We start from the raw sequence: 26,963 nt of genomic DNA, 5'->3' as shown, positions 1-26,963 counted from the left end.
CGGTGGCGGCTGTCAGAATGCGGGGGTACGGACAGCAACTCTGAAGAAGGTGACCGGCTTCGTGACCACGCCAGTCGAACAGGCGGCCCAGCAGGCCCAGCAGGCGATCGGGCGGAAGATCGCCGAGGAACTGGGCGTCCGCGAGGGGCAGGTGAAGGCGGCGGTCGAGCTGCTGGACGGCGGCGCGACGGTGCCGTTCGTGGCCCGTTACCGCAAGGAGGTCACCGGCTCGCTGGACGACACGCAGCTGCGCACCCTGGAGGAGCGGCTGCGCTACCTGCGGGAGCTGGAGGAGCGCCGCGCCGCCGTCCTGGAGTCGGTCGAGGCGCAGGGCAAGCTGGACGACGAGCTGCGGGCCCGGATCCTCGCCGCCGACTCCAAGGCGCGGCTGGAGGACATCTACCTCCCGTTCAAGCCGAAGCGGCGCACCAAGGCCCAGATCGCCCGCGAGGCCGGTCTGGAGCCGCTGGCGGACACCCTGCTCGCCGACCCGACGCAGGACCCGGCGGCGCTGGCCGCGCGGTACCTCAACGAGTCGGTCGCGGACGGCGCCGCCGCGCTGGAGGGCGCCCGGGCGATCCTGGTCGAGCGGTTCGGCGAGGACGCCGACCTGGTGGGCTCGCTGCGCGAGCGGATGTGGAGCAGGGGCCGGCTGGTCGCCACCGTCCGCGAGGGCAAGGAGCAGGAGGGCGCGAAGTTCGCCGACTACTTCGACTTCGCCGAGCCGTACACCAAGCTCCCCTCGCACCGGATCCTGGCGATGCTGCGCGGCGAGAAGGAGGAGGTGCTGGACCTCGACCTGTCCCCGTACGACGGCGACGAGGGCGGCGACCTGCCCGGCGCGAGCGACTACGAGCAGCGGATCGCCGCCCGCTTCGGCATCGCCGACCACGGCCGCCCGGCCGACAAGTGGCTCGGCGACACCGTCCGCTGGGCCTGGCGCACCCGGGTGCTGGTCCGGCTCGGCATCGACCTGCGCGGCCGGCTGCGCGCCGAGGCCGAGGACGAGGCGGTCCGGGTGTTCGCCGCGAACCTGCGGGACCTGCTGCTGGCCGCCCCGGCCGGCACCCGCGCCACCATGGGCCTGGACCCGGGCTTCCGGACCGGCGTGAAGGTCGCCGTGGTGGACGCCACCGGCAAGGTGCTCGGCCACGACACGATCTACCCGCACCAGCCGGCCAACAAGTGGGACGCCGCGCTGGCGACGCTGGCGGCGCTGGCGAAGAAGCACGGCGTGGACCTGGTCGCGATCGGCAACGGCACCGCCTCGCGGGAGACCGACAAGCTCGCCGAGGACCTCCTCAAGCGGCACCCGGAGCTGGGCGTGACCAAGGCGATGGTCAGCGAGGCCGGCGCCTCGGTGTACTCGGCCTCAGCGTTCGCCTCGCAGGAGCTGCCGGACCTCGATGTGTCGATCCGCGGCGCGGTGTCGATCGCCCGCCGGCTCCAGGACCCGCTGGCCGAGCTGGTCAAGATCGACCCCAAGTCGATCGGCGTCGGCCAGTACCAGCACGACCTGAGCGAGGTGAAGCTCTCGCGCTCGCTGGACGCCGTGGTCGAGGACTGCGTCAACGCGGTCGGTGTGGACGTCAACACCGCCTCCGCGCCGCTGCTGACCAGGGTCTCCGGCATCACCGGCACGCTCGCGGACAACATCGTCGCGCACCGGGACGCCAACGGCCCGTTCCGCACCCGCAAGGAGCTCAAGAACGTCGCCCGGCTCGGCCCGAAGGCCTTCGAGCAGTGCGCGGGCTTCCTGCGGATCCCGGACGGCGACGACCCGCTGGACGCCTCCGGGGTGCACCCGGAGGCCTACCCGGTGGTGCGCCGGATCCTGGCCGCGACCGGCGGGGAGCTGCGCGAGCTGATCGGCAACGGCAGCCGGCTGCGCGCGCTGCGGCCGAGCGACTTCGCCGACGGCACCTTCGGCGTCCCGACCGTCACCGACATCCTGGGCGAGCTGGACAAGCCGGGGCGCGACCCGCGTCCGGCGTTCCGCACCGCCACCTTCAAGGAGGGCGTCGACAAGATCGGCGACCTGGAGGTCGGCATGGTGCTGGAGGGCGTGGTGACCAATGTGGCCGCGTTCGGCGCCTTCGTCGACGTGGGTGTGCACCAGGACGGCCTGGTGCACGTCTCGGCGCTGTCGAAGAACTTCGTCAAGGACCCGCGCGAGGTGGTCAAGCCCGGCGACATCGTGACCGTCCGGGTCACCACGGTGGACGTGCCGCGCAAGCGGATCGGGCTCACCCTGCGGCTGGACGACGAGGTCGGCCGCGGTGGCGGCGAGGGCGGTCGGGGCGAGGGCGGGCGCGGCGGCGACCGGCAGGCGCGGCCGCCGCGCCAGGAGCGGCGCGGAGGCCAGGGGGGCCAGAGCGGTCAGGGCGGTCAGGGTGGCGGCCAGGGCGGTCGTGGCCAGGGCGGCGGCGGTCAGGAGCGTCGGGACCGGGGTGGTTCCGGTGGCTCGGGCGGCTCGGGGTCGCTGGGCAACAGCGCCATGGCGGACGCGCTGCGCCGGGCCGGTCTGGCCAGCGGGGGCGGATCGGACGACCGCCGCTCCGGGCGGCGCTGACACCCGGGGCGCCAGGACGTGGTGCAGTGGCCGGTGGACGTGCGTCCACCGGCCACCGCGGCCCTACCGGGGGTCAGACCAGCAGCTTGTCCTTGGCCCGCTGGTACTCCTCCTCGGTGATGGACCCGTCGGCCTTGAGCGCGGCTAGTTTCGCCAGGTCGTCGACATGGCTGCGGCCCGTGCCCTCGCCTCCGGTGCCGCCCTCGCCGGGGGTACCGGCCGCGTCCCGGATGTACGCCTTGAACGCCGCGTCGGCCTTCTGGGCCTGGGCGACATCGCGTTCCCCCATGCTCTTGCCGCGCACGATCACGTACACCAGCACGCCGATCAGTGGCAGCAGGATCACCAGGATCATCCAGCCGGCCTTGGCCCAGCCGCCCATGTCGTGGCTGCGGAAGATGTCCGTGATGATCTTGAACAGCAGGAAGAACCAGAGGATCCAGAGGAACAGCTCCAGCATCGTCCAGAAGATGTTGAGCAGCGGGTAGTTGTCCATGACGGCTCCCGTCGGTGCGGGCCCGAGAGGGACCCGAGTCCCTTCGAGTCATATCACCGTGAATCGGGCGCCATGCTGCCGTACTGGGCCATTCCGGTGACCTTCGCGGCGCGGCGCGGCGAGCCTCCGAGCGTTGGTCCGACGGGCTCCTGGGCGCGGCCCGGCGGCCGTCGGGCCCGGCTCAGCGCGGTCGTGACCGCAGCTCGACCGCCAGCGCGATCAGCTCGCCCCACCAGGCCTCGTGGCCGTCCAGCAGCAGCCGCCGGGCCTCGTCCGGCTCCACCGCCCGCACCTCGACGACCTGCTCGCCGTCGTCCGGGTTGGTCGGCACCGAGTCCACCGCCACGTCGGCCCAGCCCCAGAGCCACGCCTTCTCCGGGTGCGGCTGCCACGGCCGGTAGGGCACCGGGTCGTCGGTCACGCAGCGGTGCGCCCCCAGCCAGACCGGCTCGCCGAGCAGCCGGGCGCCGGCCTCCTCGCGCAGCTCACGGACCAGGCAGGAGTCCACGGACTCGTTGTGCTCGCGGGTGCCGCCGGGCAGGAACCAGTGGTTCCGGTCGTCACGGCAGAGCACCACCCGGTCGCCGTCGGTGAAGCCCACCAGGTGGATGTTGGTGACCAGCTCGTCCGGCGGCAGGACGGTCGAGAACTGCGCGTCGTAGCGGCCCCAGGCCCAGTACTGCGGGGCGTGCAGGGCGGGGAAGAGCGCGGCCAGCTCGGTGGCCCGGGACGCGTCACCGGGCCGGGGCGGTCTGGGGATCGACGGCGCCCCGGCCGTCCCGGTCGCCCCGGCCCCATTGGTCGCCCCGGCCGTATCGGTGACAGCGCCGACAGCTGTGACAGCGGCGGCATCGGCCGTCCCGGCCGCATCGGTGGCATGGCTGGCATCGGTGGTATCGGTCATTCGGTGATCGTAGTCCCGGCCGGACGCAGCAGGGGGGTGGTCTGGTGAGCCAGGGTCAGCTCTGCGGCGTCGATCGCCCGGGGCCGGCGCGGGACCTTCGCCTCCAGCGGTTGCCGCACCCAACTGCCCAGCGAGATCTCGGCGGTGATGCCCGGGCCGAAGCCCGCGATCAGACCCTGGGTGCCGTCCTCGACGCCGCCCTCCTCGAACATCCGGGCCAGAGCGTCGAAGACCACGGCGCTGGCGATGTTGCCGCGCTCGGTGAGCGTGGCACGGGAGAACCGGAACGCGGCCGGTTCCAGGTTGAGGAAGGTGCAGAGGTCGTCGAGGATCCGCGGGCCGCCCGCGTGCACGATGTAGAAGCCGAGGCCGGAGACGTCCCAGGCGTGGTCGGTGGCCAGGGCGCGCAGGGCGGGGGCGAGCATCTCCATGGTGCCGGGCACGCGCTTGTCGAGCTGGAAGTGGAAGCCGGTGTCCTTGACCCCGTAGGAGATCCAGTGCTCGGTGTCCGGGACGAGGTGCGAGCCGTTCCGCTCCAGGTGGACGCCGGTGCCGCCGTGGCCGCGCAGCACGACGGCGGCGATCGCGTCGCCGAACAGCCCGTTGGAGAGCAGCGAGCCGACGCCGAGGTCGGTGGGCTGGTAGCAGAGCGAGCAGAACTCGCAGGCGACGATGAGCACGTTGGCGCCGGGGTAGGCGCGGCAGAAGTCGTGTGCCCGGTTGACGGCGGCGCCACCGGCCGCGCAGCCGAGCTGGGCGATCGGCAACTGGCGGGTGTCGGAGCGGAACCCCATGCTGTTGATCAGCCAGGCGGTCAGCGAGGGCATCATGAAGCCGGTGCAGGACACGTAGAGGATGAGGTCGATGTCCTGGGCCGTGAGGTCGGCGTGGCCGAGGGCGCGCTCGACCACCTCGGGGACGCGGCGTTTGGCCTCCCGCTCGTAGACGGCGTTGCGCGCGGTGAAGCCGGGGTGGCGGAGGGTCTCCTCGATGGGCTGGACCAGGTGCCTGGTCCGCACCCCGGTGTTCTCGATCAGCCGCAGGGCGAGCCCGAGTTGCGGGTGGTCGGCGTGCAGGGTGCGCGCCAGGTCGAGGGTCTGGTCGAGCGTGATGACGTGCTCGGGGACGGCGACGGCGGGGCGGCAGAGCGTTGGCATGGCGGGGTCTCCGATGGGCAGGTGGCCTGGGTGCAGGTGGCCTGTTGGCAGGGTTCCTGCGGGCAGGCGGTCTGCGGCTGGGGGCGGTCGTCACCAGGCGACGGGCAGGGTCCGCGGGTAGCGCCAGATCGAGCCGGTCCGCCAGTCCAGCGCCTCCGGCGGCACGGCGAGCCGGAGCCCCGGGAACCGGTTCAGCAGGGTGCCGATGGCCACCTGGAGCTCCATCCGGGCCAGATGGGAGCCGAGGCAGTGGTGGGTGCCGTAGCCGAAGGTCATATGGGTGGGGGCGCCCCGGTCGAGGTCGAGCTCGTCGGGCCGCTCGTACACCGCCGGGTCGCGGTTGGCGGCCAGGTAGGAGACGTGCACCGGCTCGCCGGCCCGGATCAGCACGCCGCCGAGCTCGACGTCCTCGGTGGCGACCCGGGCGATGCCCACGCCCTGGCGGAACGGGATGAAGCGGAGCAACTCCTCCAGGGCGCGCGGCAGCATCTCGGGCTGGGCGCGGAGTTTGGCGAGCTGCTCGGGGTGGGTGAGCAGGGTGTAGGTGATGTTGGACAGCTCGTAGGTGCTGGTGTCGTGGCCGGTGACCAGCAGGACCATGGCCATCACGGCGAGTTCGTCGTCGTCCAGCAGCTCGGCGCCGTCGCGGGCGGTGGCGAGGGCGCTGATGAGGTCCTCGCCGGGGTCGCGGCGGCGGGCGGCGGTGAGCTCGGCGAAGTAGGCGCGCAGCGCGGTCTTGGCGTTGACCTGGCCGGCGCCGCTGTTCGGCCCCATCGCCATCATCGCGACGGCGTGGCCGCGGAGTTCGGTGCGGTCCTCGGCGGGGATGTCGAGCAGCTCGCAGATGGTGGTGAGCGGGAGCCGGGCGGAGAGGTGGGCGACGAGGTCGGCCGGGGCGCCGTGCTCGGTCATCTCGTCGAGGTAGCCGTCGACGACGCGCTGGGTGTGTGCGCGCATCCGCTCGACCTGGCGGTTGGTGAACCCCTGGGCGACGAGGCGGCGCAGCCGGTTGTGGGCCGGCGGGTCCATGAGGTTGATGGACTCGACCTGGGCGATCGGGGCGGGCGTCATCCGGGGCAGGTCCCGGCCGATGCCCGCGGCGCGGCTGAACCGGCGGTCGGTGGTGACCACGCGGACGTCCTCGTAGCGGGTGGCCAGCCAGGCCTCGCCCTCGCCGTGCGGCAGGCGGATTCTGGCGATCGGCTCCTCGGTGAGCAGTCGCTTGAGGAGGGGGTCGAACTCCAGGCCGTCGGTGTGGTTGAAGGGGCAGTCCCACACGGATGCGGAGGAGGGAGTCACGGGCTGATCCAGGGGCCGGGTTCTGCCGCCCGACCGGGATCGTTCGGGCGCGGACGTGCTGATGTTCCCCCATCCGGCGGCGAAAATGGCGTCATGGGCGATCTTTCCCTCGATCGAGGGAGATAGACGATTGTCATGCCATATGGGCGAGTTGGGGGTCTTCGGGCCGTCCGTGCCCGGCGGCGGCGTCAGCCCGCGGGGCGCGGGCCGACGCCGTGGAGGACGGTGTCCACGATCCGGGCCGCCAGCGCGTCCGGGTCGAGGGCCGTGGTCGTTCCCGCAGTGGCCGTTCCCGCGGTGGCCGGGCCGCAGCCGTGGGCCGGCTCCCCGTGCAGGACCTCGCCGATGAGGGCGTAGTAGACCCGCCGCACCCACTCCAGGTCGGCGTCCGCGGCGATCACGCCCTGCTCCTGGATCCGGCCGAGCAGTTCGACGCAGCGGCGGGCGATCTCCTCGTGGATCCGGGCGGCCGGCTCGCTCCCGGCGGCCGCCGGCCCGAGGGCGAAGCCCCAGGCCGCCTTCACCCGCAGCACATTGGCCGTCGCCCGGTGCAGCGCGACCAGCGGCGGTGCGGTCTCCGGGTGCCCGTCCTCGATCGCCTCGGCGAGCTTGGCCGCGGCCTCGGTGGCCAGCGCGTCGACGAGTGCCTGCCGGTTGGCGAAGCGGCGGTGCACGGTGGTGCGGGTGACCCCGGCGGCCTCCGCGATCTGCTCCATGGTCGCGCCCGGGTGCTCGGCCAGGACGCGTTCGGCCGCCGCGAGGATCGCGCGGACGCTGCGTTCGGCGTCGGCGCGCAGCGGGCGCCCGGGCGTGCGGTTCATCTGTGTGCCTCCAGCTCTGGCGTACCCGGGAACGGTACAGCGGGGGATCGGCTCGCCCACTAACTGAAACAGAGGTGTCGCAGATCTGCGGTTATCCGATACTCTAATGTCACAGATCGTGTCACAGATCGCGGGACAAGGGAGCACCACCGTGCGTACTGCCACCACTGCTCTGATCACCGGCGCGTCCTCCGGCCTCGGCGCCGAGTTCGCCGCCCAGCTCGCCGCGCGCGGCCACGACCTCGTCCTGGTCGCCCGCTCCGAGGACCGCCTGCACGACCTCGCCAAGCGCCTCGGCGAGGCCCACGGCATCACCGCCCACGTCCTGGTCCAGGACCTCTCCGCCCCCGACGCCGCCCACCGCGTCGGCGCCGAACTCGCCGACCGGGGCCTAGCCGTGGACCTCCTGGTCAACAACGCCGGCTTCGGCACCTGCGGCCCCTTCGAGACGATCGACGGGCAGCGTGACCACGACCAGCTGATGGTCAACGTGGTCGCGCTCGTCGACCTCACCCACGAACTGCTGCCCGGCATGCTCGCGCGCGGCGGGGGGTCGGTGATCAACGTGTCCTCCACGGCGAGCTTCCAGCCCACCCCGTACCTCGCCGTCTACGGCGCCTCGAAGACCTTCGTGCTCAACTTCAGCCTCGCGCTGCGCCAGGAGTACCGGCGGCGCGGGATCCGGGTGCTCGCCTTCTGCCCCGGGCCGGTGGAGACCGAGTTCTTCAACGTCATCGGAACCAGGAAGGCCGCCGTCACGGGCAGCTTCGCGACGGTCGGACCGGTCGTCCGGGCGGCGCTCCGGGCCCTCGATGCCGACCGCGCCTACGTCGTCCCCGGCCTGGCCAACCAGCTCAGCGCCCACCTCACCCCGCGCCGCCCGCGCACCCTGGTCGCCGCGATCGCCGAACGCCTCTCGCGCGGCGTCCGCGACGCGATGGCGGGCGGCGGGGCGGAGCGGCGCGAGCCGAGCGGCGAGCGGGTGGCCTGAACGGGTGATTTTTCCCCCCGACCGGGTGAACGGCCGGTACGGGGGCGGGTGCGGGGGAATCGACGCTGCGCCGGATGCGCCGGCACTGTTGAGCCCGAGGAACCACCATGCGCTTTCGCAACTCCCTGGTCGCCGCTACCGGGGCCCTGCTGATCACCCTCGCCGTACCGACCTCCGCCAACGCCGCCGACGGCGAGTTCCTCTACAAGGTCGGCCCCGGCGTCCCGACCGGACTGGCCGAGCCCGTGAGCGGCGACTGCATCAATGTGTTCGGTGCCACCGAGGAGCACCCGGCCTTCGCGCCGGAGAACTTCACCACCTCCACGGCCACGGTGTTCCTCGACTTCAACTGCGTCGGCGACACCTACTACGTCATGAACCCGGGCAAGCGGCTCGGCAACCGCCTGAAGTTCCGCTCGGTGATCTTCAGCTGACCGACCCGCCCCACCCCCTCGGCCTGCTGACCCCGCCAGGCCGAGGGCCGGGCACATGCACGTCGAAGCCCACCCCGCCCGACCCTTGGTTGTACGGGCCGCGCCGAACCGGAGTGCCAGGTCACGCGTTCGCCGCCGCGTAGGCGACGCGGTAGAACTCGGCAACGGTGGTGGCGTGTTCCCGGCGCGCGGCAAGGGTCGCGGCGTGGTTGGCGAGTTGGTTCGCCTGGTGGTACACCCGGGCGATGGCCGGATGTCGTTCGATCTCCACGATCGCTGACCAGTGCGCCACGAACGAGCGGAGCGGCTGAATGTTTCCGGTTGCGACGGCCTCGGCCATTGCCTCGGCCTGTCCGTCGAACATTTCCGGGAGGCGGTCTGCGGCAACCACGGTCAGTGCGGCCCTGAGCGCTGCCGGGTTCTGCTGGGGCCGAGGGATCAGCGCGATGCCCTCGTGGACGGGCCGGCTCATGAAGCACTCCTCTCTCCTGGAGTGAGGCTGTTCGGTATCGGCCGGACCGGGGAGGTGGGCGATGCCGAGGGGGTAATTCGCTTGACCTGGGCAGTCGGGGCGGATGCACTGTGGCTGGCGCCACGGGAGGTGGTGCGGACGAGCCGGGGAGGCCGCAGTACCGATGGAGATCCGCGCCACGACCGAGCAGGACCGCGAGAAGTTCATCGCCACCATGCACTCGGCCTTCGGGCTGTTCCCCGGAACCACCACCGAGGACGGCGGCGGGGCCTGGTGGTCGGCGTTCGAGATGGACCGGGGACTGTTCGCCGTGGCGGACGACGGGCGGCCCGTCGGCACCGCTGCCGCGTACACCTTCGAGCTCACCCTGCCCGGGGGCGCCGTCGTCCCGGTCTCGGGTGTCACCGCCGTCGGCGTCGCGCCCACCCACCGGCGCCGGGGCGCGCTCACCGCGATGATGCGGCGCCAGCTCGCGGACGTCCGGGAGCGCGGCGAGTTCCTCTCGGTGCTGCTGGCCTCGGAGGCCGTGATCTACCGCCGCTTCGGCTACGGACCGGCGACGTGGACCAACCGGCTGACCGTGCCGCGCAGGCGGGCCGAGCTGATCACCCCGAGGGCGGGCGGCGAGGACACCGGTTCGGTCGAGCTGCTGCGGAGCGACGACTGCCAGGAGATCCTGGAGGACGTCTACGACCGCTACCGCCTCGCCCAGCCCGGTGCTCTCTCCCGCCCGCACCGCTGGTGGGCCCTGCGGGGCGGACAGCCCCCCATCTCCCCGGCGCCGCGCTACGTCGTGCTGCACCGGGACGCCGCCGGCGTCCCGGACGGCTACGCCAGCTACGCGCTCGGCGAGTTCGACCGCGTGAACAAGACGAGCACGCTGACCGTGGACGAGGTCATCGCCCTCGACGACACGGTGTTCACGACCCTGGCCCGGACGGTGCTCGGCCACGACCTGGTCGGCCAGATCGTGTTCAAGCACGTCCCGTCCTGGCACCCGCTGCGGTGGCAGCTGGAGGACATCCGCAGCGGTGAGACCAGCGCCGAGGAGGACTGGCTCTGGGTGCGACTGCTGGACGTGCCGCGCGCCCTGGCCGCACGAGGCTGGTACGCGGACGGGGAGCTGGTGCTCGACGTCGACGACGCCTTCCTCGGCGAGCGCAACCGCTACCTGCTGACCGTCCGGGACGGCAAGGCGGAGTGCGTGGAGACCGAGCGGGAGCCGGACCTGACCCTGGACGTCAGCGACCTCGGCTCGATCTACCTCGGCGGCACCACCCCGAGCACCCTGGTCCGCGCCGGCCGCATCGAGGCCCGCCATCCGGGCGCGGCGGCCGTGGCGGACACCCTCTTCCGCACCGAGCAGCCCCCGCACTGCCTGCACTGGTTCTGACGGGCGTTCGGGGAGCGCAGGAAGTCGGATCCGCCGACTTCCTGCGCTCCGTTCACCCCTGAGTCGTCTCCGCCCGCACCCACTCCAGGTAGGCGGCGCTGCTCGCCACCACCGGCACGGCGATCACCTCCGGCGTGTCGTACTCGTGCCGCTCGCCGATGAACTCCACCAGTGCGTCAGCCAGTTCGGCGCGCGTCTTGAAGTCGGTCCGCCACTCCGCCGCGTCCTGGACCTCGCCGTCCCACCAGTACACGGACTGGATCCGGTACACCTGCGCACAGGCGGCCAGCCGCGCCCGTACGACGTCCGCCGCCAGGGTGCGCGCCGTCGTCTCCTCGTCGTGGGTCGTGGTCACCACGAGGAGCTCACTGTCGTTCGTTGCCATGACGGGAGAGCCTAACCACGGAGCGGAGCGCCGAGGGGGCACCGGAGCCCCGCGCTCGATAGGCTGCCCGCCCGGGATGTCCCTTCTTCACGACGCGACGACGGAGTGAACGCGATGCCTCTTGAGGGCGAGTACGAGCCGAGTCCGGCGCAGTGGATCCGCGACCAGGTCGAGCTGTACGAGAGTTCGGGCGGCACGCAGGGCACGACCCTCTGGGACACGGGCCTGCCGGTCGTCATCGTCACGATGCGCGGCGCGAAGAGCGGCAAGATCCGCAAGATCCCGGTGATGCGGGTGGAGCACGATGGGCGGTACGCGGCCGTGGCCTCGAAGGGCGGCTTCCCGGAGCACCCGGTCTGGTACTTCAACCTCAAGTCCGACCCGCACGTGGAGCTCCAGGACGGTCCCGCGCGCCAGGAGATGACGGCCCGCGAGGTCACGGGCGAGGAGAGGGCCGAGTGGTGGGAGCGCGCGGTCGCCGCGTACCCGGCGTACGCCGAGTACCAGGAGAAGACCGACCGGGTGATCCCCGTCTTCGTGCTGGAGTAAGGGCTCCGGTAGGCCCGGGTTCCGGGTTCACCCCAGCCGGCGTGCTTCGAGGAGGTAGGTGAAGGGGGTGTGCTGCTTGGGCGGCGTCGTGAATCCCGACGCCGCTTGGGACAGGCCGAGGAGAGCCCCCACGAGATCGGGTTGGTGCAGGGTCCAGGCGGCGCCCGCTCCGGCGAGGGCGAGCGATGCCAGGGGGCGGCCCCAGGCTCGACGGGTCCGGCGGAGTTCGGCGGCCTGGTCGGCGAGCGATTCCTTGCGATCGTTCAACAACTGCTTACGGTCTGCCGGGTGATCGATCCCTTCGAGCGCCCGGACGAAGACGCGCAGCTCACGGGCGTACCTCTTGTAGTCGTCGCCGTACCGTTTCTTGAAGTCGAGGATCTCGTCGAGCGGCACCGGCGAGAGGTCGATGCCGACGTCCTCCAGGTCGCGGTGCACGGCGAACGCGGTGGCGTGATTCGCTTCGGCCAGGTCACCCACCAGGTGCAGGCGGCTGTCGGCGATGCGCTGCTGGGCGACGAGGGCCAGCGCCATGAGGGCGGCCTCGCGGGCGGTGGGCGCCATCTCGACCATGTCCGGGCCGAGGTCAGGGCGCAGACGGGTCACCGCGCCGGACTGCAGCAGTTCGTCGATGCGTGGGGCCCGTATTTCCACGGGGCCGAAGTGGTCGGCGGTGATCGACCCGCTGAAGTCACCCGTCCTCGCGGCGTTCAGCGGCTCCTGGACCGTGCTCCGCCGAGTGTTCTGGGCAGCCTCCTGGACGAGCATCGCACTGTCCGCGTCGAGCCAGGTGTCCGGCTCCAGGTTGTGCAGCAGCCCCTTGTCGTGCAGCGGACCGGCGAGCCGCGCCTCGCGGGCGACCGTCGTCCCGAAGTGGTGCTCGGGCAGCAGCAGGGCGAAGCCGTCGAAGTAGAGCAGCAGGCTCTTCATCCGCCCCACGGCGGCGTCGTCCCAGATCCAGCCCGGGTAGTAGTGCGCCAGCTCCAGCGGTGCTCCCTCGGTGCTCATGCGGCAATTCTGGCAGCGGGTCGTGACCGCAGGCGGGCTGTCGGGGAATCTGCCCGTGCCGATCCGAACGACAGAGTCCGCGTACGGCGGTAACCTACTCACTTACCCAGCGGGGGATGTGCCCAAGCCGTCCTGAAGTCGCCATTTCTGACACGCACCTGACGAGACGTCAGCCATGTGCGTTCGAGGGAGTACCTATGTCCCGGAGCCGCAAGCTCCACCGTCTCAGCAATCCCGATGCCAACGAGCGCCGCGCCCAGCGGATGCTGTTCCGGCACCTCCGCGACGACACCAATGCGAACCGCGGCCGGATGGCACGGCGGGTGCGCGAGCTCCAACTCCTGCTGGAGATGGACCCGATCGAGTTCGAGCAGCTGATAGCCCGGCTGATGGAGTCGATGGGCATGAAGGTCGAGCTGACCGCCCGGTCGAAGGACGGCGGGGTGGACGTGCGCGGCATCGACAGCGACCCGTTCCGGGGCGGGAATGTGATCGTGCAGGTCAAGCGCTACCGGGACACGGTGACCCCGTCGGTCGTGCGGGACCTCTTCGGAACGCTCCAGCACGACCGGGCGGCCACCAAGGCCGTGCTCGTCACCACCAGCAAGTTCGGCCCCAGCTCGCACCAGTTCGTCTCCGGCAAGCCGATCACGCTGATCAACGGCTCCGAGCTGGTCGGCCTGCTCAAGCACCACGGCTTCCACGAGATGTTCGCGCCCGCCTACGCGAGCGCCGCGGACGACGCGGCCGGCGGCGGGTCGGGCGACAGTGCGCCCGCGATCGACGTGGCCGCCGAGCCCGCGCGGCTCCTGCTGCACTGGACGGGGGAGGAGGAGTACGACATCGCCGCCCTGGTCTGCCAGGGCAACCGCGCGCTCTCCGACGACCACCTCGTCTTCTACAACAACGCCTCCACGCCGGACGGTTCGGTCCGCCTCGTCACCGGCTACGACGACGCCAACGCCTGCCTGATGGTCGACTTCGACGCGCTGCCCGCCGAGGCGGACCGGCTCGTCGTCATCGCCGCCGCCGACACCGAGAACCACCCCTCGGCCACCATGGCCGGGTTCGCCGGACCGGCGCTGATCCTCGAGGCGGGCGCCGACCAGGACGCGGCCGTCGTCCACCTCGCGGACGGGGCGGAGAGCAACATCGCCATGCGCCTCGGCCGCTTCGACCGCAGCGAGGCGGGGGACTGGGACTTCACCCCCGCCCTCGCGGGCTATCCGGGCGGCCTGCGGCAGGCGGTCGTGGCGTACGGCCTGGAGGTCACGGACGAGGAAGCGGTGGCTGCCGGGCAGTGACCGCGGGGCAGTGACCGCTACCGGCCGCCGCGCAGGAAGTCGGCGAGGTCGACCTCCTGCGCGGCGGGCGTCGGAACGATCGTGCGTGACCCGATCGTTCGAACGGCATGACGGTAGTGGTGGCAGTGGTCATGGCGGCGGCCGTCCTGGTGACCGGTCTGGTCGCCCTGGCGGCGGTGGTGAGCAATCGCCGCAACGGCGGGCCGGAGGCCGGATCGGGATCCTCCGGTGGCTTCGGCATGTCGGTGTTCGAGGAACTGCACGCCCTTTTCCACGCGGGCAAGCGCGTCCAGGTCGAGCAGCGCCAGGCGCAGCTCGTCCTGCGCGACGACGACCACGCGACAGCCCCGCCCGGCCACGGTATCGACCTGGACGCGGGCACCGCGGTGGTGATCCGCAAGCGGGTGGCCGAGGAGGCGGCCGGGGGTCCGTCCGGCGGCTGAACGGGCACCCGGACCACTTATCGTCAGTTGGACGTTAAATATGTATGCTCGGCCGTGTGCGCCGCAGGGAACCGGCGTTCCGTGCGCGAGGGAGTGCCGAGGATGGATGAGGACCAACGGGCCGAGCTGCGGTACGAGCTGGGGGACCGGATCGACCGGCTGTGGGATCTTCTGGGGTTGAGTGAGTACGGCAGGCCGGGTTTCGCCCATGCGGAGGGAAGGCTCCTGGTGGTCGGTGTCGACGGGCGGCTGAGCTGTCTCGACTTCGACCGGGGTGTGAAGATCGGCGAGTGGGTGACCGACGACGAGTCCGAGCTGCTGTACCGGCTCGTCTGCGACGCGCTCCGCAGGCCCGAATGGACGGTGGAGCGGCGGGCGGCCGCGCTGTATGCCCTCGATCCGGCGTGGGCCGAGCGTTGGTGCGCGGAACTGGCCGAGCGGCCGCATGCGGTGCCGAAGCTTCCCCCGGAGGAGCCCTTTGTGCTTCGGCCGCCCAAGCTTCGAGCGCGCAGGTCGACGATCGCAGCCCGGGCGAAGGCCGCCGAGCGGGCCGCCCGCACCGAGCGCCCGCCGGTCCGGCTGCCCGCCGCGTTCGTGAGCTCAACCCGGTCGGTCGATTCGTGCGGCGCGTGCCGGGTGCGGCGGCGCACACCGAGGGAGTTTCCGCGTTTCAGGCTGCTCGACCGGTAGTGCCGGGGCGAGCAGGATCGATGAATGCGAAAGGACGTCCGGACCGCGACCACGGGCCGCGGTCCGGAGGGCCGACTCGCGGTCGGTCGGTCACCACGCCGCCTCGCGGTAGTCCTTGAGGAAGACCCCCGAGACCGGGGAGCCCGCCTCGCCGCGGACGACGGGGTCGTAGACGCGGGCGGCGCCGTCGACGATGTCGAGCGGGGTGCGGAAGCCGGTGGCGGCGATCCGGGCCTTTCGGGGGGCCGGGTTCTCGTCGGTGATCCAGCCGGTGTCGACGGCGCACATGTGCACGCCCTGGGTGGCGAGTTCGGCCGCGCTGGTGCGGGTGAGCATGTTGAGCGCGGCCTTGGCCATATTGGTGTGCGGGTGGCCGGCGGTTTTGTTGCGGACGGCGAACCGGCCCTCCACGGCCGTGACGTTGACGATGTAGCGGCGCGGGTGCGGGGAGGCGAGCAGCAGTGGCAGCAACCGGTCGCAGAGCAGGGCCGGGGCGAGCGCGTTGACGAGCTGGACCTCCAGGACCTCGGTGGGGTCGAGCGAACCGAGGCGTGCGGACCAGGAGTTGGTGTCCGCGAGGTCCGGCAGCAGGCCGGCCTCGTCGGCCCCGAGCGGGATCGGGAGCGTGATCGGAAGCGTGATCGGGAGCGGCCCCGGGAGCGGTGACGGTGACGGAGCCAGGGCGGCCGTCGGCCGGAAGCCGGGCGCATGCGTGATGCTCGCGGCGTCGCCCGAGGGCAGGGCGGACCGCTCGCCGGCGGTCAGCAGCGCGTAGGACTCGGGCGGGCGGCGCAGGGTCTGCGCGGCGTTGTTGACCAGAATGTCCAACGGCCGCCCGTCGGCGCGCAGTTGCTCGGTGAGGCCGAGGACCTGGCGCGGGTCGCGCAGGTCGATGCCGATGACGGTGAGCCGGTCCCACCAGGCGGCGCTGCCCTCGGCGGCCCGGAAGCGGCGTACGGTGTCGTGCGGGAAGCGGCTGGTGACGAGCAGCTCGGCGCCGTCGCGCAGCATCATCAGGGCCAGCTGGAAGCCGATCTTCACTCGGCCGCCGGTGAGCAGCGCGCGGCGGCCCCGGAGGTCGGTGGAGAGTGCGCGGCGGGCGGTGTTGTCGGCCGCGCAGGGGCGGCAGAGCATGTGGTAGAACGCGTCCACCTCGCGGTAGCGCTGTTTGCAGACGTAGCAGCGGCGGCTGCCGCGGAGTTCGCCGAGCGGTGCGGGGTGGGCGGTTGCGGGGCGGCCCGTTGCGGGGCCGACGGGTACGGCGGCGAGCGGGGCGTCCTCGCGGCGGTCCGGGGCGCCGGTGGCGGTGGCGGCGAGCAGACGGGCGTCGGCGGCCAGGATCTCGGCGCGCTCCTCCTGACGGCGCTGCTTGCGGCTCTCGCGGTGGAAGGAGCTGAGTTGTCGCTCGGCGTGCAGCCGGGTGAGGTCGCCGGTGGGCAGTGCGCGCAGGCGGCCGAGGGTGCGGCTGAACGCGGCCAGTTCCTCGGGGGTGATCTCCCCGGTCGTGGTGCCCGTGTCGTCCCGGACTGTCATGTCCGCCCCCTCGTGTGCCTGTTCACCTGCGTCGGAGCCGCTGGTGGGCGGCCCCGGTGATGGGGGGACTGTAGTGGACCGTCCGCGAACGCGCGCTCGAATAACGCCGCACCGGCGGCCCGTGGGGGTGGGGCCGCCGGTGCGGGTGCGGATGGGGCTGTTCGGCCGGGGTGTTCGGCCGGAGTCGCCCGGCCGGGGTTGCTCAGCCGGCGTACTGGGCGAAGATCTTGGCGAACTCGTAGGGCTGCTGCGGGATGTTGGTGCACTTGAAGAGGCCGCCGGTGCAGGCGTTGGCGTCCCGGGTGGCGTCCCAGAAGGCCAGCTCGCCGAGGTGGTGCTGACGGGCGAAGGCGACCAGCTGCTGGGCGTCGGCCTGGTTGTAGACCTGGTGGTCGTCGTTCTCGCCGATCATCGGGGTGACGCCGACCGCCGACCACAGCTGGGCGTCGCTCTTGGCCGGGTACAGGGCCTTGAGCTGGCCGTACAGGGACTGCGCGGCCTGGACGGCGGCGTCGCCGTAGTCCGCGCCGGAGCGGTAGTAGTCCATCGCCATGATGTTGACGAGGTCGACGTCCACGCCCGCGTCGCGGGCCGAGCGGACGATGGCGACGCCCTCGGTGGTGAGGCCCTCCGGGAGGACCGGCAGGGTGAAGGAGACCTTCAGCCCCGGGTTGGCCTTCTGCAGCTTGGCGAGGGCGGCGGAGCGGCGGTCGTTGGCGGCGGTGTCGGCGATCGCGGCGCCCTCGATGTCGAAGTCCACGTAGCGCAGGTTGTAGGCCTTCACGACGGCGTCGTACTCGGCGAACAGCGAGTCCACGGTGGTGCAGGCCGCGGCGAGTTCGGTGCCGCTCGCGCCGCCGAAGGAGAGCTTGACGTCGCCGCCGGCCGCGCGCAGCGCGTCGATCTGGTCCTTGGCCCAGCCGGTGCGCGGGTCGTAGGCGTTGAACCAGCTGGCCTTGCAGCCGACGCCGGTGACGAAGCCCATGGTGAAGGCCTTGAGGTTGCCGGACTTGGCCATCGCGGGCAGCGAGGGGGTCGGCCAGGCGCCCATGTCGATGTACGGGGCCACCGGGAGCGCCACGTTGGGCGCGGGGGTGGTGGGCGGCGCGGTCGTGGGCGGGGTGGTGGTCGGGGGCGTCGTGGTCGGCGGGGCGGTGGTGGGCGGCGGGGTGGTCGGGTTGCCGCCGGGGCCGGACAGCGCGACGTCGTCGGCGAGGTAGCCGCCCTGGCCGTACCAGCCGTGCAGGTAGACGTTGACGCTGGTGGTGGCCGCGCCGGTGGTGAAGGTGGCGGTCAGCTGCTGCCAGCTGCTGCCGCCGGGCGTCCAGACGGCCGGGTCGGTGACCCCGCTGCCGGTCGCGCCGAGGTACACGTACTGGCCCTTGACCCAGGCGCTCAGCGTGTAGGTGGTGTTGGGCTTCACGGCGACGCTCTGGCCGCACTGCGCGGTGTCGGAGCTGCCGACGGCGCCGCTCAGCGCGTAGGAGCCGCCGTGCGCGCCGGAGTTGACCACGCTGCCGGTGGTGCCGGAACAGCTCCAGGGGCCGAGCGAGCCGCTCTCGAACCCGGGGTTGGCGAGCAGGTTGCCGTCGGCGGCGCCGGCGTTCCCGGCGATCGTGGCCAGGCCGCCGCCCGCGAGGACGACGGCGGCGGTGAGGCCGAGCAGCTTGGAGCGGACCGCCGGGCGGCGGTGCCGGGCAGGGGTGTCGTGGGGCGCGCGTGGCATGGGGGTGCCTCTCGGGAACGAGGCCTGCCACCGGCCTCGCGCGGTGGGGAGGAGGCGCGGGGGCGGGTGACGGCGGAAGGTGGTCCGGGTGGGGGAGGTGCGCGGTGCTGAGGACCAAGCTGGACTAGACCACCTGGGCACGTCAAGAACCTTCGGGGCATCAAAGCAGGCTCCCGGCACGTCTTACGCGGACGTTAAGGTTCCGGCGGGAGGATGCCGGTGGGCGTACGGTCGCCGGCCGGGCGGTGCTCGCGCCGTCGGCCGGAAGAAGGGGGAGGGCATGGTGCTGCTGACACTGACCGGCGGTGCGGGAGCGGGCAAGACGACACTGGCCGCGGCGCTCGTGGCGGCCGCGGCGGAGGAGCCGGTCCGGGTCCTGCACGGCGACGACTACTGGTACGCCGAACCGGGGCGGGGCGTGTGGGCGCCCGACGAGACCGGGACGCCCCGGCTGGACGTCGGCGATCCGCGCTCGATCGACGGCGAGCGGCTGGACGCCGACCTCGCTGCGGCGCTCGACGCCGTCCCGGTGGTGATCGTCGAGGGCCTCTTCGCCCGCCGGGTGTCCTCGCCGCGCGCCCGCCCCCGACTGGACGTGTTCGTTGACGTGGCGGCGGACCTCCGGCTGGCCCGCAAGATCGAACGCAAGTGCGTCGCGGGCGACTTCCCGCTCGCGGTGCTGCTGCGGAACTACGTCGAGCACCGGCGGGACGCCCACGAGCGCCACATCGAGCCGCTGCGGGCCGACTGCGGCCTGACCGTCGACGGCACCCTGGCGCCGGAGGAACTGGCACGGCGGATCTGGACGGCCGCCGGTGCCGAGGCGCTCGCGCGGCGGGGCTGATGCGTGGATCGGCGGCGGGGCACCGGCCCCGCGCGGCGGTGTCGCTTGACCTTGAGTGCACTCCAAGGGGCAGGCTGGTGCCCGTTGATCCGGTCGCACGTCGGCGCCACGGGGGCCGACACCAGTGAGGAGTACGTCATGCGCAACGCCACGCTCGGCAGCGAGGGTCCCGAGGTCGGGGTCGTCGGCCTCGGCTGCATGGGGATGACCTGGGCCTACGACGTCCACAACCGGGACGACGAGACCTCGGTGCGGGTGATCCGGCAGGCGCTCGACCTCGGGGTCACGCTGATCGACACCTCCGACATCTACGGCCCGTACAGCAACGAGGAGGTGGTCGGCGCCGCGCTGGCCGGTCCGTACCGGGAGCGGGCGGTGCTCGCCACCAAGGTGGGCCTGGTGCCGGGCACGGGTGAGGAGCGGGTGCTGCGCAACGGCCGGCCCGAGCACATCCGGCGGGCGATCGACGACAGCCTGCACCGGCTCGGTACCGACCACGTCGACCTGTACCAGTTGCACCGGGTCGACCCGGAGGTGCCGATCGAGGAGTCCTGGGGCGCGCTCGCCGAGGCGGTGGCGGCCGGCAAGGCGCGCCGGATCGGGCTGTCCGAGGTGGGCGTCGAGGAGATCGAGCGGGCGCGGGCCGTCCACCCGGTGGCCTCGGTGCAGAACGAACTGTCGCTGTGGACCAGGGACTCGCTGGCCGAGGTGCTGCCCTACACCGAGGAGCACGGGATCGCGTTCCTGCCGTTCTCGCCGCTCGGCCGGGGCTTCCTGACCGGCGGCATCGCCTCCTTCGACGAGCTGCCGGCCGACGACTTCCGCCGTGGGCTGCCGCGCTTCCAGCAGGACGCGCTGAAGGCGAACCTGGCGCTGGTGGAGCGGGTGCGGGCGGTCGCGGCGCGGGTCGGCGCGACGCCCGCGCAGGTGGCGCTCGCCTGGGTGGTCGCGCAGGGGCGGTACGTGCTGCCGATCCCGGGCACCAAGACGCCCAAGTACCTGGCGGAGAACGCGGCGGCGGCCGAGCTGGTGCTGTCGCCGGCGGACCTTGCCGAGCTGGACGCGCTGCCGGCGCCCTCGGGCGACCGGTACTGAGTGGGGCGCTGCCGGACGGAGCGCCACGGGGCGGAACGCTACCGGGCGGGGCGGCGCTCCTGCACCCAGATCTGCTTGCGCCCGGTCTCGCCCGGTGCCCGCACCGGTGCGTCGATCTCGCGGTCGAGGCGGAAGCCGAGCCGTCGGGCCACCGCGGCGCTGGCGGCGTTCGCCGGGTCGCAGTGGATCTCGACCCGGTGGATGCCGGGCAGGGCGAACGCCGCCTCGGTGAGGGCCCGGGCGGCGGTGGTGGCGATGCCCCGGCCGACGTGGTCGGTGCCGACCCAGTAGCCGATCTCCAGCGCGCCCGGCCCGATCCGGCGGTGCAGGCCGAACGAGCCGATCACCCGGCCGGGTTCGGCGTCCAGGCCGACCAGGTAGATGAAGTCGGTGCCGGCGTCCCAGGCGGCGGCACCGGCCTCGGTCAGCTCGGCGGTGCGGGCGACGGTGGGGGCCTCGGCGGCCCACTCCAGCCAGGGGCGCAGATGGTCCAGATTGGCCCGGACGGCGGCGTTGAGGGCGAGGCTCTGGGCGGCGGAACGGCGGCGCAGGGTGATCCCCTCGGCCGGCCGCAGCAGTTCGGGCGGCCGGCCGAGGGTGGGTGTACTGAGGGTGGGCCCGTCGGGCACGGGCGCGTCGGGCGTACCGGGCGCGGGCGCGCCGGGCGAAGGCGAGGAGGACGGAGGCGAGGAGGACGGAGGCGCGGACGACGAGAGGGAACCGGACGCGCCCCCGCACGGCGATGGCATGACGTGATTCATGACAGCGATTATGTCGACGTCCTGTATCCGTCACCACCGCCCGTCGCCGCTTACCGGGCCGTCCGGGGGCGCGTCAGAGGCGGATCAGCACCTCGTCGAGCTCCTTGCGCCGCAGGTCCGGTACGCGCGCCCCCTCCGCGGGGTACCCCACCGGGATGACGTACGCGGCCCGTTCCTCCTGCGGCCGTTCGCACACCTCGTTGAGGAACTTCATCGGGCTCGGCGTGTGGGTGAGCGTGGCCAGCCCCGCCTGGTGCAGCGTGGCGAGCAGCAGGCCGACCGCGATGCCCACCGACTCCTTGGTGTAGTACGGGCGCGGCGAGTGCGGGCCCTTGTGCACCTCGAAGACCACGATCACGGCCGGGGCGTCCTCCAGGAAGGGCTTCTCCCAGTCGGTGCCGATCGGCGCCAGTGCGGCCAGCCACTCCTCGGAGGCCCGGTGCGCGTAGAACTCGCGCTCCTCGGCCTCGGCGGCCTCCCGCAGTCGGCGCTTGCGCTCCGGATCGGTGATCACCACGAACCGCCAGGGCTGGACGTGCGCGCCGCTCGGCGCGGTGTTGGCGGTGCGGATCGCCCACTCCACCACACCGTCCGGGATCGGCCGGGTCGAGTAGTCGCGGACGGTCCGGCGCTGCGCCATCACGTCGTGGAAGGACCTGCTGCGTGCCTCCGCCTCGTGGGCGGGCACGGTCATGGGGGTGAGCGGGACACTCGGGTAGGGCGTCCCCGCCACCGCGCTGTCGAGCGCTGTGCTGTCAACCATGGGCGACAGCACAGCACATGACGGCGGGCCGGGGAAGAGGTCTGGACCTCCTCCCCGGCCCGCAGTGCTCACGGATTCCGGGCTACAGCTCGGCGACCCGCCCGCCGCCGACCTCGATCCGCCGGTTCACCGCCACCGTGTCCAGCATCCGCCGGTCGTGCGTGACCAGCAGCAGCGTGCCGGTGTACGAGGCGAGCGCCGACTCCAACTGCTCGATGGCCGCCAGGTCCAGGTGGTTGGTGGGCTCGTCCAGCACCAACAGGTTCACCCCGCGCGCCTGGAGCAGCGCGAGCGCCGCCCTGGTCCGCTCGCCGGGGGAGAGGGTGTCCGCGGGGCGCAGCACGTGCACCGCCTTCAGCCCGAACTTCGCCAGCAGGGTGCGGACCTCGTCCGGCGCGAGCTCCGGGACGGCGGCGGCGAACGCCTCCAGCAGCGGCTCCCCGCCGAGGAACAGCCCGCGCGCCTGGTCCACCTCGCCGACGACCACGCCGGAGCCCAGCGCCGCGCTGCCGGAGTCGAGTTCGAGCCGGCCCAGCAGGGCGGCCAGCAGCGTGGACTTGCCCGCGCCGTTGGCACCGGTGATGGCGACCCGGTCCGCCCAGTCGATCTGCAGGTCCACCGGGCCGAGCACGAAGTCGCCGCGCCGGGCGGTGGCCCCGCGCAGGGTGGCGACCACCGAGCCGGAGCGCGGCGCGGCGGCGATCTCCATCCGCAGCTCCCACTCCTTGCGGGGCTCCTCGACCGTGTCCAGCCGTTCGATCATCCGCTGGGTCTGCCGGGCCTTGGCGGCCTGCTTCTCGGTGGACTCGGTGCGCATCGCGCGCCCGATCTTGTCGTTGTCGCTGGACTTGCGGCGGGCGTTGCGGACGCCGTTCTCCATCCAGCCGCGCTGCATCCGGGCCCGGGCCTCCAGGCCCGCCTTGGTGTCGGCGTACTCCTCGTAGTCCTCGCGGGCGTGCCGGCGGGCCGTGGCGCGCTCCTCGAGGTACGCCTCGTAGCCGCCGCCGAACAGGTTGACCTGGTTCTGGTGCAGGTCGAGCTCCAGCACCTTGGTCACCGTGCGGGCCAGGAACTCGCGGTCGTGGCTGATCACCACGGTGCCGGCGCGCAGGCCCTTGACGAAGGACTCCAGCCGCTCCAGGCCGTCCAGGTCGAGGTCGTTGGTGGGCTCGTCGAGCAGGAAGACGTCGTAGCGGGAGAGCAGCAGCGAGGCGAGGCCGGCCCGGGCGGCCTGGCCGCCCGAGAGCGCGGTCATCGGCAGGTCCAGGGAGATCCTGAGGCCGAGCGAGTCGGCGACCTCCTCGGCCCGGTCCTCCAGGTCGGCGCCGCCGAGCTCCAGCCAGCGGTCCAGGCTCTCCGCGTAGGCGTCGTCGGCACCGGGCGTGCCGTCGACCAGGCCCTGGGTGGCCTCGTCCAGCGCGGCCTGCGCGGCGGACACACCGGTGCGGCGGGCCAGGAAGTCGCGGACCGACTCGTCGGCGCGGCGCTCCGGCTCCTGCGGGAGGTGGCCGACGTTGGCGGAGGCGGGGCTGAGCCGCCGCGAACCGCCCTCCGGGGTGTCCAGGCCGGCCAGCAGGCGCAGCAGGGTCGACTTGCCGGCCCCGTTCACGCCGACCAGGCCGATCACGTCGCCGGGGGCGACGACCAGGTCCAGGCCGGAGAAGAGGGTGCGCTCGCCGTGGCCGGCGGCGAGGTCCTTGACGACGAGTGTGGCGCTCATGATGTCGTCGATTCTAGGCGGGTCGGGGAGCGCACCGGGCGGGTGCCGCCGGAGGTGACGTCGCCAGTGCCGTCGTCAGTGCCGCCGGAAACGCCGCCGGGGGCGGTGGCACGCGCGGTGCCACCGCCCCCGGCGGGGAGTTCAGCGGGTGACCGGGGTCACTTGCTCTTCTTGGAGAAGTACTCCAGCGCGTGCTGGGCGACGTCGTCCAGGTACGGGCCGGCCTCCCAGGTGTTGTCGGAGCCGCCGATGGAGGTGTCCGACACCAGCACCTGCTTGCCGTCCTTGGTGGTGAACCAGCCGCCGCCGCTGTCGCCGCCGCTGCCGTTGCAGCCGGTCATCAGCATGGTCGGGCGGGACGGGTCCATCGAGCGGCGGGCCGGCTTGCCGGCCTCGCAGTGCTCCAGCTCCATGCCGTCGAACGGCTTGGCGGCCGGGTAGCCGTAGGTGCTGACCGAGGCGATCTGCTCACGCGGGGCGTTGAACCAGACCGGCACCGAGCCGCCGACGACCTCCTCCAGGGACTTGGCGCTGCCGTCCGGGTTGGCGACCCTGAGGATGCCGAAGTCGTACTGGCTCCACGGGCCGCCGTTCTCCGGGTCGGCCTCGGCCGTCCACTGCGGGGCGACCATGCCCGCGACGGCGCCCCACTCGCCGTACGGCTCGGCGTCGGCGAGGGTGCCCTGCTTGCCGGCGCTCACCGCGCCGCTGCTGTTGAAGGCCGGGGCGAAGGTGATGTTGGTGTGGTACTTGCCGCCCTTGCCGCCGTGCAGGCAGTGGCTGGCGGTCCAGACGAGGTTGCTCTTCCCCGGGTTGGCGGGGTCGGAGACGACCGTGCCGGAGCAGACGTAGTCCTGCTTGCCGTCCTGGAAGAACAGCTTGCCGTTGACGTGGGCCGGCTTGGCGAACGGGTGCGGGAGGGGCTTCATCTCGACCAGCTTCGGCTGCGGGTCGTTCTGGCTGCCGCCGCCGTTGCCACCGGTGCCGCCACCGGTACCGCCGCTGCCGCCCGGCTGGGTGGGGGCGGCGGTGGTGGGCTGCGCCGCGGTCGGCTGCGCCGGCGGCGGGGTGGTCGGCTGCGCCGGCGCGGCACTCGTCGGCTGCGCGGTGGCCGGCGCGGTCGGCTGGCTGCCCGGGCCCGGCTTGTAGGGCTTGGCCTTGAGGATCTTCTGCAGGTCCCAGAAGCCCTTCACGGCCGGGGAGACGACGTTCTGCTGGGCCCACTTGTCCCAGTCGTCGAAGTTCCACTTCTTCAGCTCGTCGGCCGTCGGCAGCTTGATCGGCGGCAGACCGCCCGGCTTGTCGGTCGCGCCCGCGGTGGCCGCGGCGGTCGTCCCGCCCGGAGCCCCGGCGGTCGGCGCGGCGGCCGGGTCGCTGTTGTCCGGGCCGCACGCGGTCGCGACGACCATCGTCAGAGCGACGACGGAGGCGCCCAGCGCGGCACGCGTCGCCCGGGATATCGATGACATGATGTTCGGTTCCCCCTGTGAATGCACGCCACGGATGTGAGTGCCCGCCACGGACCGTGCGGCGGACGGGCCGCGGGTGTGGCGGGAGTGGCAGGGGAGGAGTCTGCCATGTGCGGCGGACGGCTTCCGGCAGTCGGCCGTTCCGGGACGGGGCTGTCACCGGATCGGCACGCGATCGGCACCGAAAAAACCGGTTGCACACCACCGGGGCGCCTTCGTAGCGTGATCCTTGCCACCCGCCAGAACAGGAGAAGGCCGTTGCTCTACTGAGGTCCCGAGACACCGCCCCCGCCGCGCCGCAGCGCCTTCGCTGCCCTGCCGCAGCCCCAGTGCTGCCCGCGCGGTCCGTGAGTGTGCGAGTGCCCGACCTCAGTGGTGAGCCGGCCCGGCGTCCCCCGTCGCTCTGACGACCCGAGCCCCGTCCCGGCCCCTTCCCGGTCCCGCCCGCACCCGCGGTGTCTCCCCGTGCCGTCCCACGACCACGTCCGGTGACCGGCCGCGTCCGGCAGACCCTCGGGAGGCCTCCATGGCACAACCCACCACCTCGCTCCTCTGCACCGACCTCTCCTTCGACTGGCCGGACGGCAGGCCCGTCCTCGACGGCTTCCACCTCGCCGTCGGCCCCGGCCGCACCGGGCTGATCGGGCTCAACGGCGCGGGCAAGTCCACCCTGCTCCGCCTGCTCGCGGGCGAACTCACGCCCACCTCCGGCACGGTGAAGGTGGGCGGCGAGATCGGCTACCTCCCGCAGGGACTCACCCTGGACACCGGTCTGCGGGTCGACGAGGCGCTCGGCGTCCGGGCCGCGCGCGAGGCCCTGCACGCCGTCGAGGCCGGATCCACCGACCAGCGCCACTTCGACGCGATCGGCGACGACTGGGACGTCGAGGAGCGCGCCCGCGCCCTGCTCGACCGGCTCGGCCTGCGCCGGCTCGGCCTCGACCGCACCACCGGCGAACTCTCCGGCGGCGAGGCCGTCCTGCTGCGGCTGGCCGCCCTGCTGCTGCGCCGCCCCGACGTCCTGCTGCTCGACGAGCCGACCAACAACCTCGACCGGGCCGCCCGCGAGCGGCTCTACGACACGGTGGCCGGCTGGGGCGGGGTGATGGTGATCGTCAGCCACGACCGCGAGCTGCTCCAGCACGTCGACCAGATCGCCGAGCTGAGGGACGGCCAGGTCACCTGGTACGGGGGCAACTTCACCGACTACGAGCGCACCGTCGCCGCCCAGCAGGAGACCGCCGAGCGGCTGCTGCGCCACGCCGAGGCCGATGTCCAGCGCCAGAAGCGGGACTTGGTCGACGCCAGGACGCGGCTGGATCGCAGCGCCAGCTACGGGAAGAAGCGCTCGGTCACCCGCAACGATCCGCACATCGTCGCCGGCAAGCTCAAACGCCAGGGCCAGGAGACCGCCGGCCGCCTCCAGGGCATGCACACCGAGCGGCTGGAGGAGGCCAGGCGCAAGCTCACCGCGGCCGAGGAGGCCGTGCGGGACGACGCCGAGATCCGGATCGACCTGCCCCGCACCGCGGTTCCGGCCGGGCGCACCGTGCTCACCCTGGAGCGGGTGCGGCTGCCGCACGGCATCACCGCGGAGCTCGACCTGCGCGGGCCCGAGCGGATCGCCCTGGTCGGCCGCAACGGCGCGGGCAAGACCACCCTGCTGCGCACCGTCGCCGGTGAGCTCGCCCCGCTCTCCGGCACGATCACCGCCCCGGTGTCGCTGCGGCACCTGCCGCAGCGGCTGGACCTGCTGGACGACAAGCTGACCGTCGTGGGCAACGTCAAGCTGTTCGCACCGAACGCGGGGGACAACGCGATCCGGGCCCGGCTGGCCCGGTTCCTGTTCCGCGGCGGGCGGGCGGACCAGCCGGCCGGCACGCTCTCCGGCGGCGAGCGGTTCCGGGCCACCCTGGCGGCGCTGCTGCTGGCCGACCCGCCGCCGCAGCTGCTGCTGCTCGACGAGCCGACCAACAACCTCGACCTGGCCAGCGTGCGCCAGCTCACCCAGGCACTCGCCGCCTACCAGGGGGCGCTGATCGTCGCCAGCCACGACCTGCCGTTCCTGCGCGGCCTCGGCATCACCCGGTGGCTGGAGCTGGACGGCGAGTTGAGGACGGTGGATCCGATGTGA

Annotated in this window: 25 protein-coding genes; 11 read left to right on the top strand and 14 right to left on the bottom strand. The window is 72.8% G+C overall.

Annotation, left to right across the window (positions count from 1 at the left end; genetic code table 11):
• Nucleotides 1–61 precede the first annotated feature (61 nt).
• The gene (locus BI06_RS26790; protein WP_051742212.1) at nt 62–2,572 is read left to right on the top strand and encodes a Tex family protein; all 2,511 of its coding nucleotides are present in this window, start codon (nt 62–64) and stop codon (nt 2,570–2,572) included.
• 73 nt (nt 2,573–2,645) lie between these two features.
• Here BI06_RS26790 and BI06_RS26785 read toward each other — a convergent pair whose 3' ends face one another.
• The 5 genes from BI06_RS26785 to BI06_RS26765 form a co-directional block, all read right to left on the bottom strand.
• A complete protein-coding gene (locus BI06_RS26785) occupies nt 2,646–3,068 on the bottom strand; it encodes an SHOCT domain-containing protein (RefSeq protein WP_043472159.1) in 423 nt (140 codons plus the stop codon).
• Between the two features lie 181 nt (nt 3,069–3,249).
• Nucleotides 3,250–3,972 (bottom strand): NUDIX hydrolase, encoded by a 723-nt coding sequence (locus BI06_RS26780; protein ID WP_078879547.1) that lies wholly within the window; start codon nt 3,970–3,972, stop codon nt 3,250–3,252.
• On the bottom strand, nt 3,969–5,129 hold the full coding sequence (locus BI06_RS26775; protein ID WP_051741929.1) for a type III polyketide synthase: 1,161 nt from the start codon (nt 5,127–5,129) through the stop codon (nt 3,969–3,971). Before BI06_RS26775 ends, BI06_RS26780 begins: the two co-directional genes overlap by 4 nt.
• 90 nt (nt 5,130–5,219) lie before the next feature.
• The gene (locus tag BI06_RS26770) at nt 5,220–6,440 is read right to left on the bottom strand and encodes a cytochrome P450 (protein WP_369826259.1); all 1,221 of its coding nucleotides are present in this window, start codon (nt 6,438–6,440) and stop codon (nt 5,220–5,222) included.
• A 176-nt stretch (nt 6,441–6,616) separates the two neighbouring features.
• Nucleotides 6,617–7,249, bottom strand: a complete 633-nt coding sequence (locus tag BI06_RS26765; protein WP_043472157.1) for a TetR/AcrR family transcriptional regulator — start codon at nt 7,247–7,249, stop codon at nt 6,617–6,619.
• A 106-nt stretch (nt 7,250–7,355) separates the two neighbouring features.
• On the opposite strand from BI06_RS26765, the gene BI06_RS26760 reads away from it, so the two are divergent.
• Together BI06_RS26760 and BI06_RS26755 are read left to right on the top strand one after the other, a co-directional pair.
• The gene (locus BI06_RS26760) at nt 7,356–8,240 is read left to right on the top strand and encodes an SDR family oxidoreductase (protein WP_051741928.1); all 885 of its coding nucleotides are present in this window, start codon (nt 7,356–7,358) and stop codon (nt 8,238–8,240) included.
• 107 nt (nt 8,241–8,347) lie between these two features.
• Entirely contained in the window at nt 8,348–8,674 is a 327-nt protein-coding gene (locus tag BI06_RS26755) for a hypothetical protein (RefSeq protein WP_043472152.1), read from the top strand.
• Between the two features lie 121 nt (nt 8,675–8,795).
• Here the strand turns inward: BI06_RS26755 and BI06_RS26750 are convergent, their stop codons facing one another.
• A complete protein-coding gene (locus BI06_RS26750) occupies nt 8,796–9,146 on the bottom strand; it encodes a DUF6247 family protein (RefSeq protein ID WP_043472149.1) in 351 nt (116 codons plus the stop codon).
• Between the two features lie 163 nt (nt 9,147–9,309).
• On the opposite strand from BI06_RS26750, the gene BI06_RS26745 reads away from it, so the two are divergent.
• Nucleotides 9,310–10,539 carry a GNAT family N-acetyltransferase gene (locus BI06_RS26745; protein WP_043472146.1) on the top strand — a complete coding sequence of 410 codons (1,230 nt, stop codon included), beginning with the start codon at nt 9,310–9,312 and terminating at the stop codon, nt 10,537–10,539.
• Nucleotides 10,540–10,591: 52 nt separating this feature from the next.
• Here the strand turns inward: BI06_RS26745 and cutA are convergent, their stop codons facing one another.
• A complete protein-coding gene (gene cutA, locus BI06_RS26740) occupies nt 10,592–10,924 on the bottom strand; it encodes a divalent-cation tolerance protein CutA (RefSeq protein ID WP_043472143.1) in 333 nt (110 codons plus the stop codon).
• A gap of 114 nt (nt 10,925–11,038) precedes the next feature.
• Here cutA and BI06_RS26735 point away from each other — a divergent pair, with 114 nt between their 5' ends.
• Complete coding sequence (locus BI06_RS26735; protein ID WP_043472140.1) at nt 11,039–11,473, top strand: nitroreductase family deazaflavin-dependent oxidoreductase; 435 nt, start codon at nt 11,039–11,041, stop codon at nt 11,471–11,473.
• A 27-nt stretch (nt 11,474–11,500) separates the two neighbouring features.
• On the opposite strand, the gene BI06_RS26730 is transcribed toward BI06_RS26735, so the two are convergent.
• Nucleotides 11,501–12,481 carry a hypothetical protein gene (locus tag BI06_RS26730; RefSeq protein WP_043472137.1) on the bottom strand — a complete coding sequence of 327 codons (981 nt, stop codon included), beginning with the start codon at nt 12,479–12,481 and terminating at the stop codon, nt 11,501–11,503.
• Nucleotides 12,482–12,678: 197 nt separating this feature from the next.
• Between BI06_RS26730 and BI06_RS26725 the strand changes: the two genes are divergently transcribed.
• The 3 genes from BI06_RS26725 to BI06_RS26715 all read left to right on the top strand — a co-directional run bounded on the left by BI06_RS26725 (nt 12,679) and on the right by BI06_RS26715 (nt 14,918).
• On the top strand, nt 12,679–13,785 hold the full coding sequence (locus BI06_RS26725) for a restriction endonuclease (RefSeq protein ID WP_051741925.1): 1,107 nt from the start codon (nt 12,679–12,681) through the stop codon (nt 13,783–13,785).
• 107 nt (nt 13,786–13,892) lie between these two features.
• Entirely contained in the window at nt 13,893–14,228 is a 336-nt protein-coding gene (locus BI06_RS26720; RefSeq protein WP_149030484.1) for a DUF6191 domain-containing protein, read from the top strand.
• Between the two features lie 102 nt (nt 14,229–14,330).
• The gene (locus BI06_RS26715; protein WP_043472134.1) at nt 14,331–14,918 is read left to right on the top strand and encodes a hypothetical protein; all 588 of its coding nucleotides are present in this window, start codon (nt 14,331–14,333) and stop codon (nt 14,916–14,918) included.
• A 90-nt stretch (nt 14,919–15,008) separates the two neighbouring features.
• Here the strand turns inward: BI06_RS26715 and BI06_RS26710 are convergent, their stop codons facing one another.
• Together BI06_RS26710 and BI06_RS45575 are read right to left on the bottom strand one after the other, a co-directional pair.
• The gene (locus BI06_RS26710; protein ID WP_043472131.1) at nt 15,009–16,451 is read right to left on the bottom strand and encodes an SDR family NAD(P)-dependent oxidoreductase; all 1,443 of its coding nucleotides are present in this window, start codon (nt 16,449–16,451) and stop codon (nt 15,009–15,011) included.
• 202 nt (nt 16,452–16,653) lie between these two features.
• The gene (locus tag BI06_RS45575) at nt 16,654–18,177 is read right to left on the bottom strand and encodes a carbohydrate binding domain-containing protein (protein ID WP_078879542.1); all 1,524 of its coding nucleotides are present in this window, start codon (nt 18,175–18,177) and stop codon (nt 16,654–16,656) included.
• A 280-nt stretch (nt 18,178–18,457) separates the two neighbouring features.
• Here BI06_RS45575 and BI06_RS26700 point away from each other — a divergent pair, with 280 nt between their 5' ends.
• Together BI06_RS26700 and BI06_RS26695 are read left to right on the top strand one after the other, a co-directional pair.
• Nucleotides 18,458–19,021, top strand: coding sequence for a hypothetical protein (locus BI06_RS26700; protein ID WP_233290301.1), 564 nt, complete (start codon nt 18,458–18,460; stop codon nt 19,019–19,021).
• Nucleotides 19,022–19,159: 138 nt separating this feature from the next.
• Nucleotides 19,160–20,116 carry an aldo/keto reductase gene (locus BI06_RS26695; protein ID WP_030391182.1) on the top strand — a complete coding sequence of 319 codons (957 nt, stop codon included), beginning with the start codon at nt 19,160–19,162 and terminating at the stop codon, nt 20,114–20,116.
• Between the two features lie 38 nt (nt 20,117–20,154).
• On the opposite strand, the gene BI06_RS26690 is transcribed toward BI06_RS26695, so the two are convergent.
• The 4 genes from BI06_RS26690 to BI06_RS51205 all read right to left on the bottom strand — a co-directional run bounded on the left by BI06_RS26690 (nt 20,155) and on the right by BI06_RS51205 (nt 24,829).
• Nucleotides 20,155–20,745, bottom strand: coding sequence for a GNAT family N-acetyltransferase (locus BI06_RS26690; RefSeq protein ID WP_051741921.1), 591 nt, complete (start codon nt 20,743–20,745; stop codon nt 20,155–20,157).
• 205 nt (nt 20,746–20,950) lie between these two features.
• Nucleotides 20,951–21,640, bottom strand: coding sequence for a nitroreductase family protein (locus tag BI06_RS26685; RefSeq protein ID WP_051742210.1), 690 nt, complete (start codon nt 21,638–21,640; stop codon nt 20,951–20,953).
• An 82-nt stretch (nt 21,641–21,722) separates the two neighbouring features.
• Nucleotides 21,723–23,360, bottom strand: coding sequence for an ABC-F family ATP-binding cassette domain-containing protein (locus tag BI06_RS26680; protein ID WP_030391179.1), 1,638 nt, complete (start codon nt 23,358–23,360; stop codon nt 21,723–21,725).
• 158 nt (nt 23,361–23,518) lie between these two features.
• The gene (locus BI06_RS51205; RefSeq protein ID WP_051741919.1) at nt 23,519–24,829 is read right to left on the bottom strand and encodes a serine protease; all 1,311 of its coding nucleotides are present in this window, start codon (nt 24,827–24,829) and stop codon (nt 23,519–23,521) included.
• Nucleotides 24,830–25,355: 526 nt separating this feature from the next.
• On the opposite strand from BI06_RS51205, the gene BI06_RS26670 reads away from it, so the two are divergent.
• A complete protein-coding gene (locus BI06_RS26670; protein ID WP_043472128.1) occupies nt 25,356–26,963 on the top strand; it encodes an ABC-F family ATP-binding cassette domain-containing protein in 1,608 nt (535 codons plus the stop codon).

Origin of the sequence: Kitasatospora sp. MBT66 (genome assembly GCF_000710405.2) — a bacterium.
Lineage (GTDB): Bacteria > Actinomycetota > Actinomycetes > Streptomycetales > Streptomycetaceae > Kitasatospora > Kitasatospora purpeofusca.
This window is presented reverse-complemented; position numbering and strand designations above follow the sequence as displayed.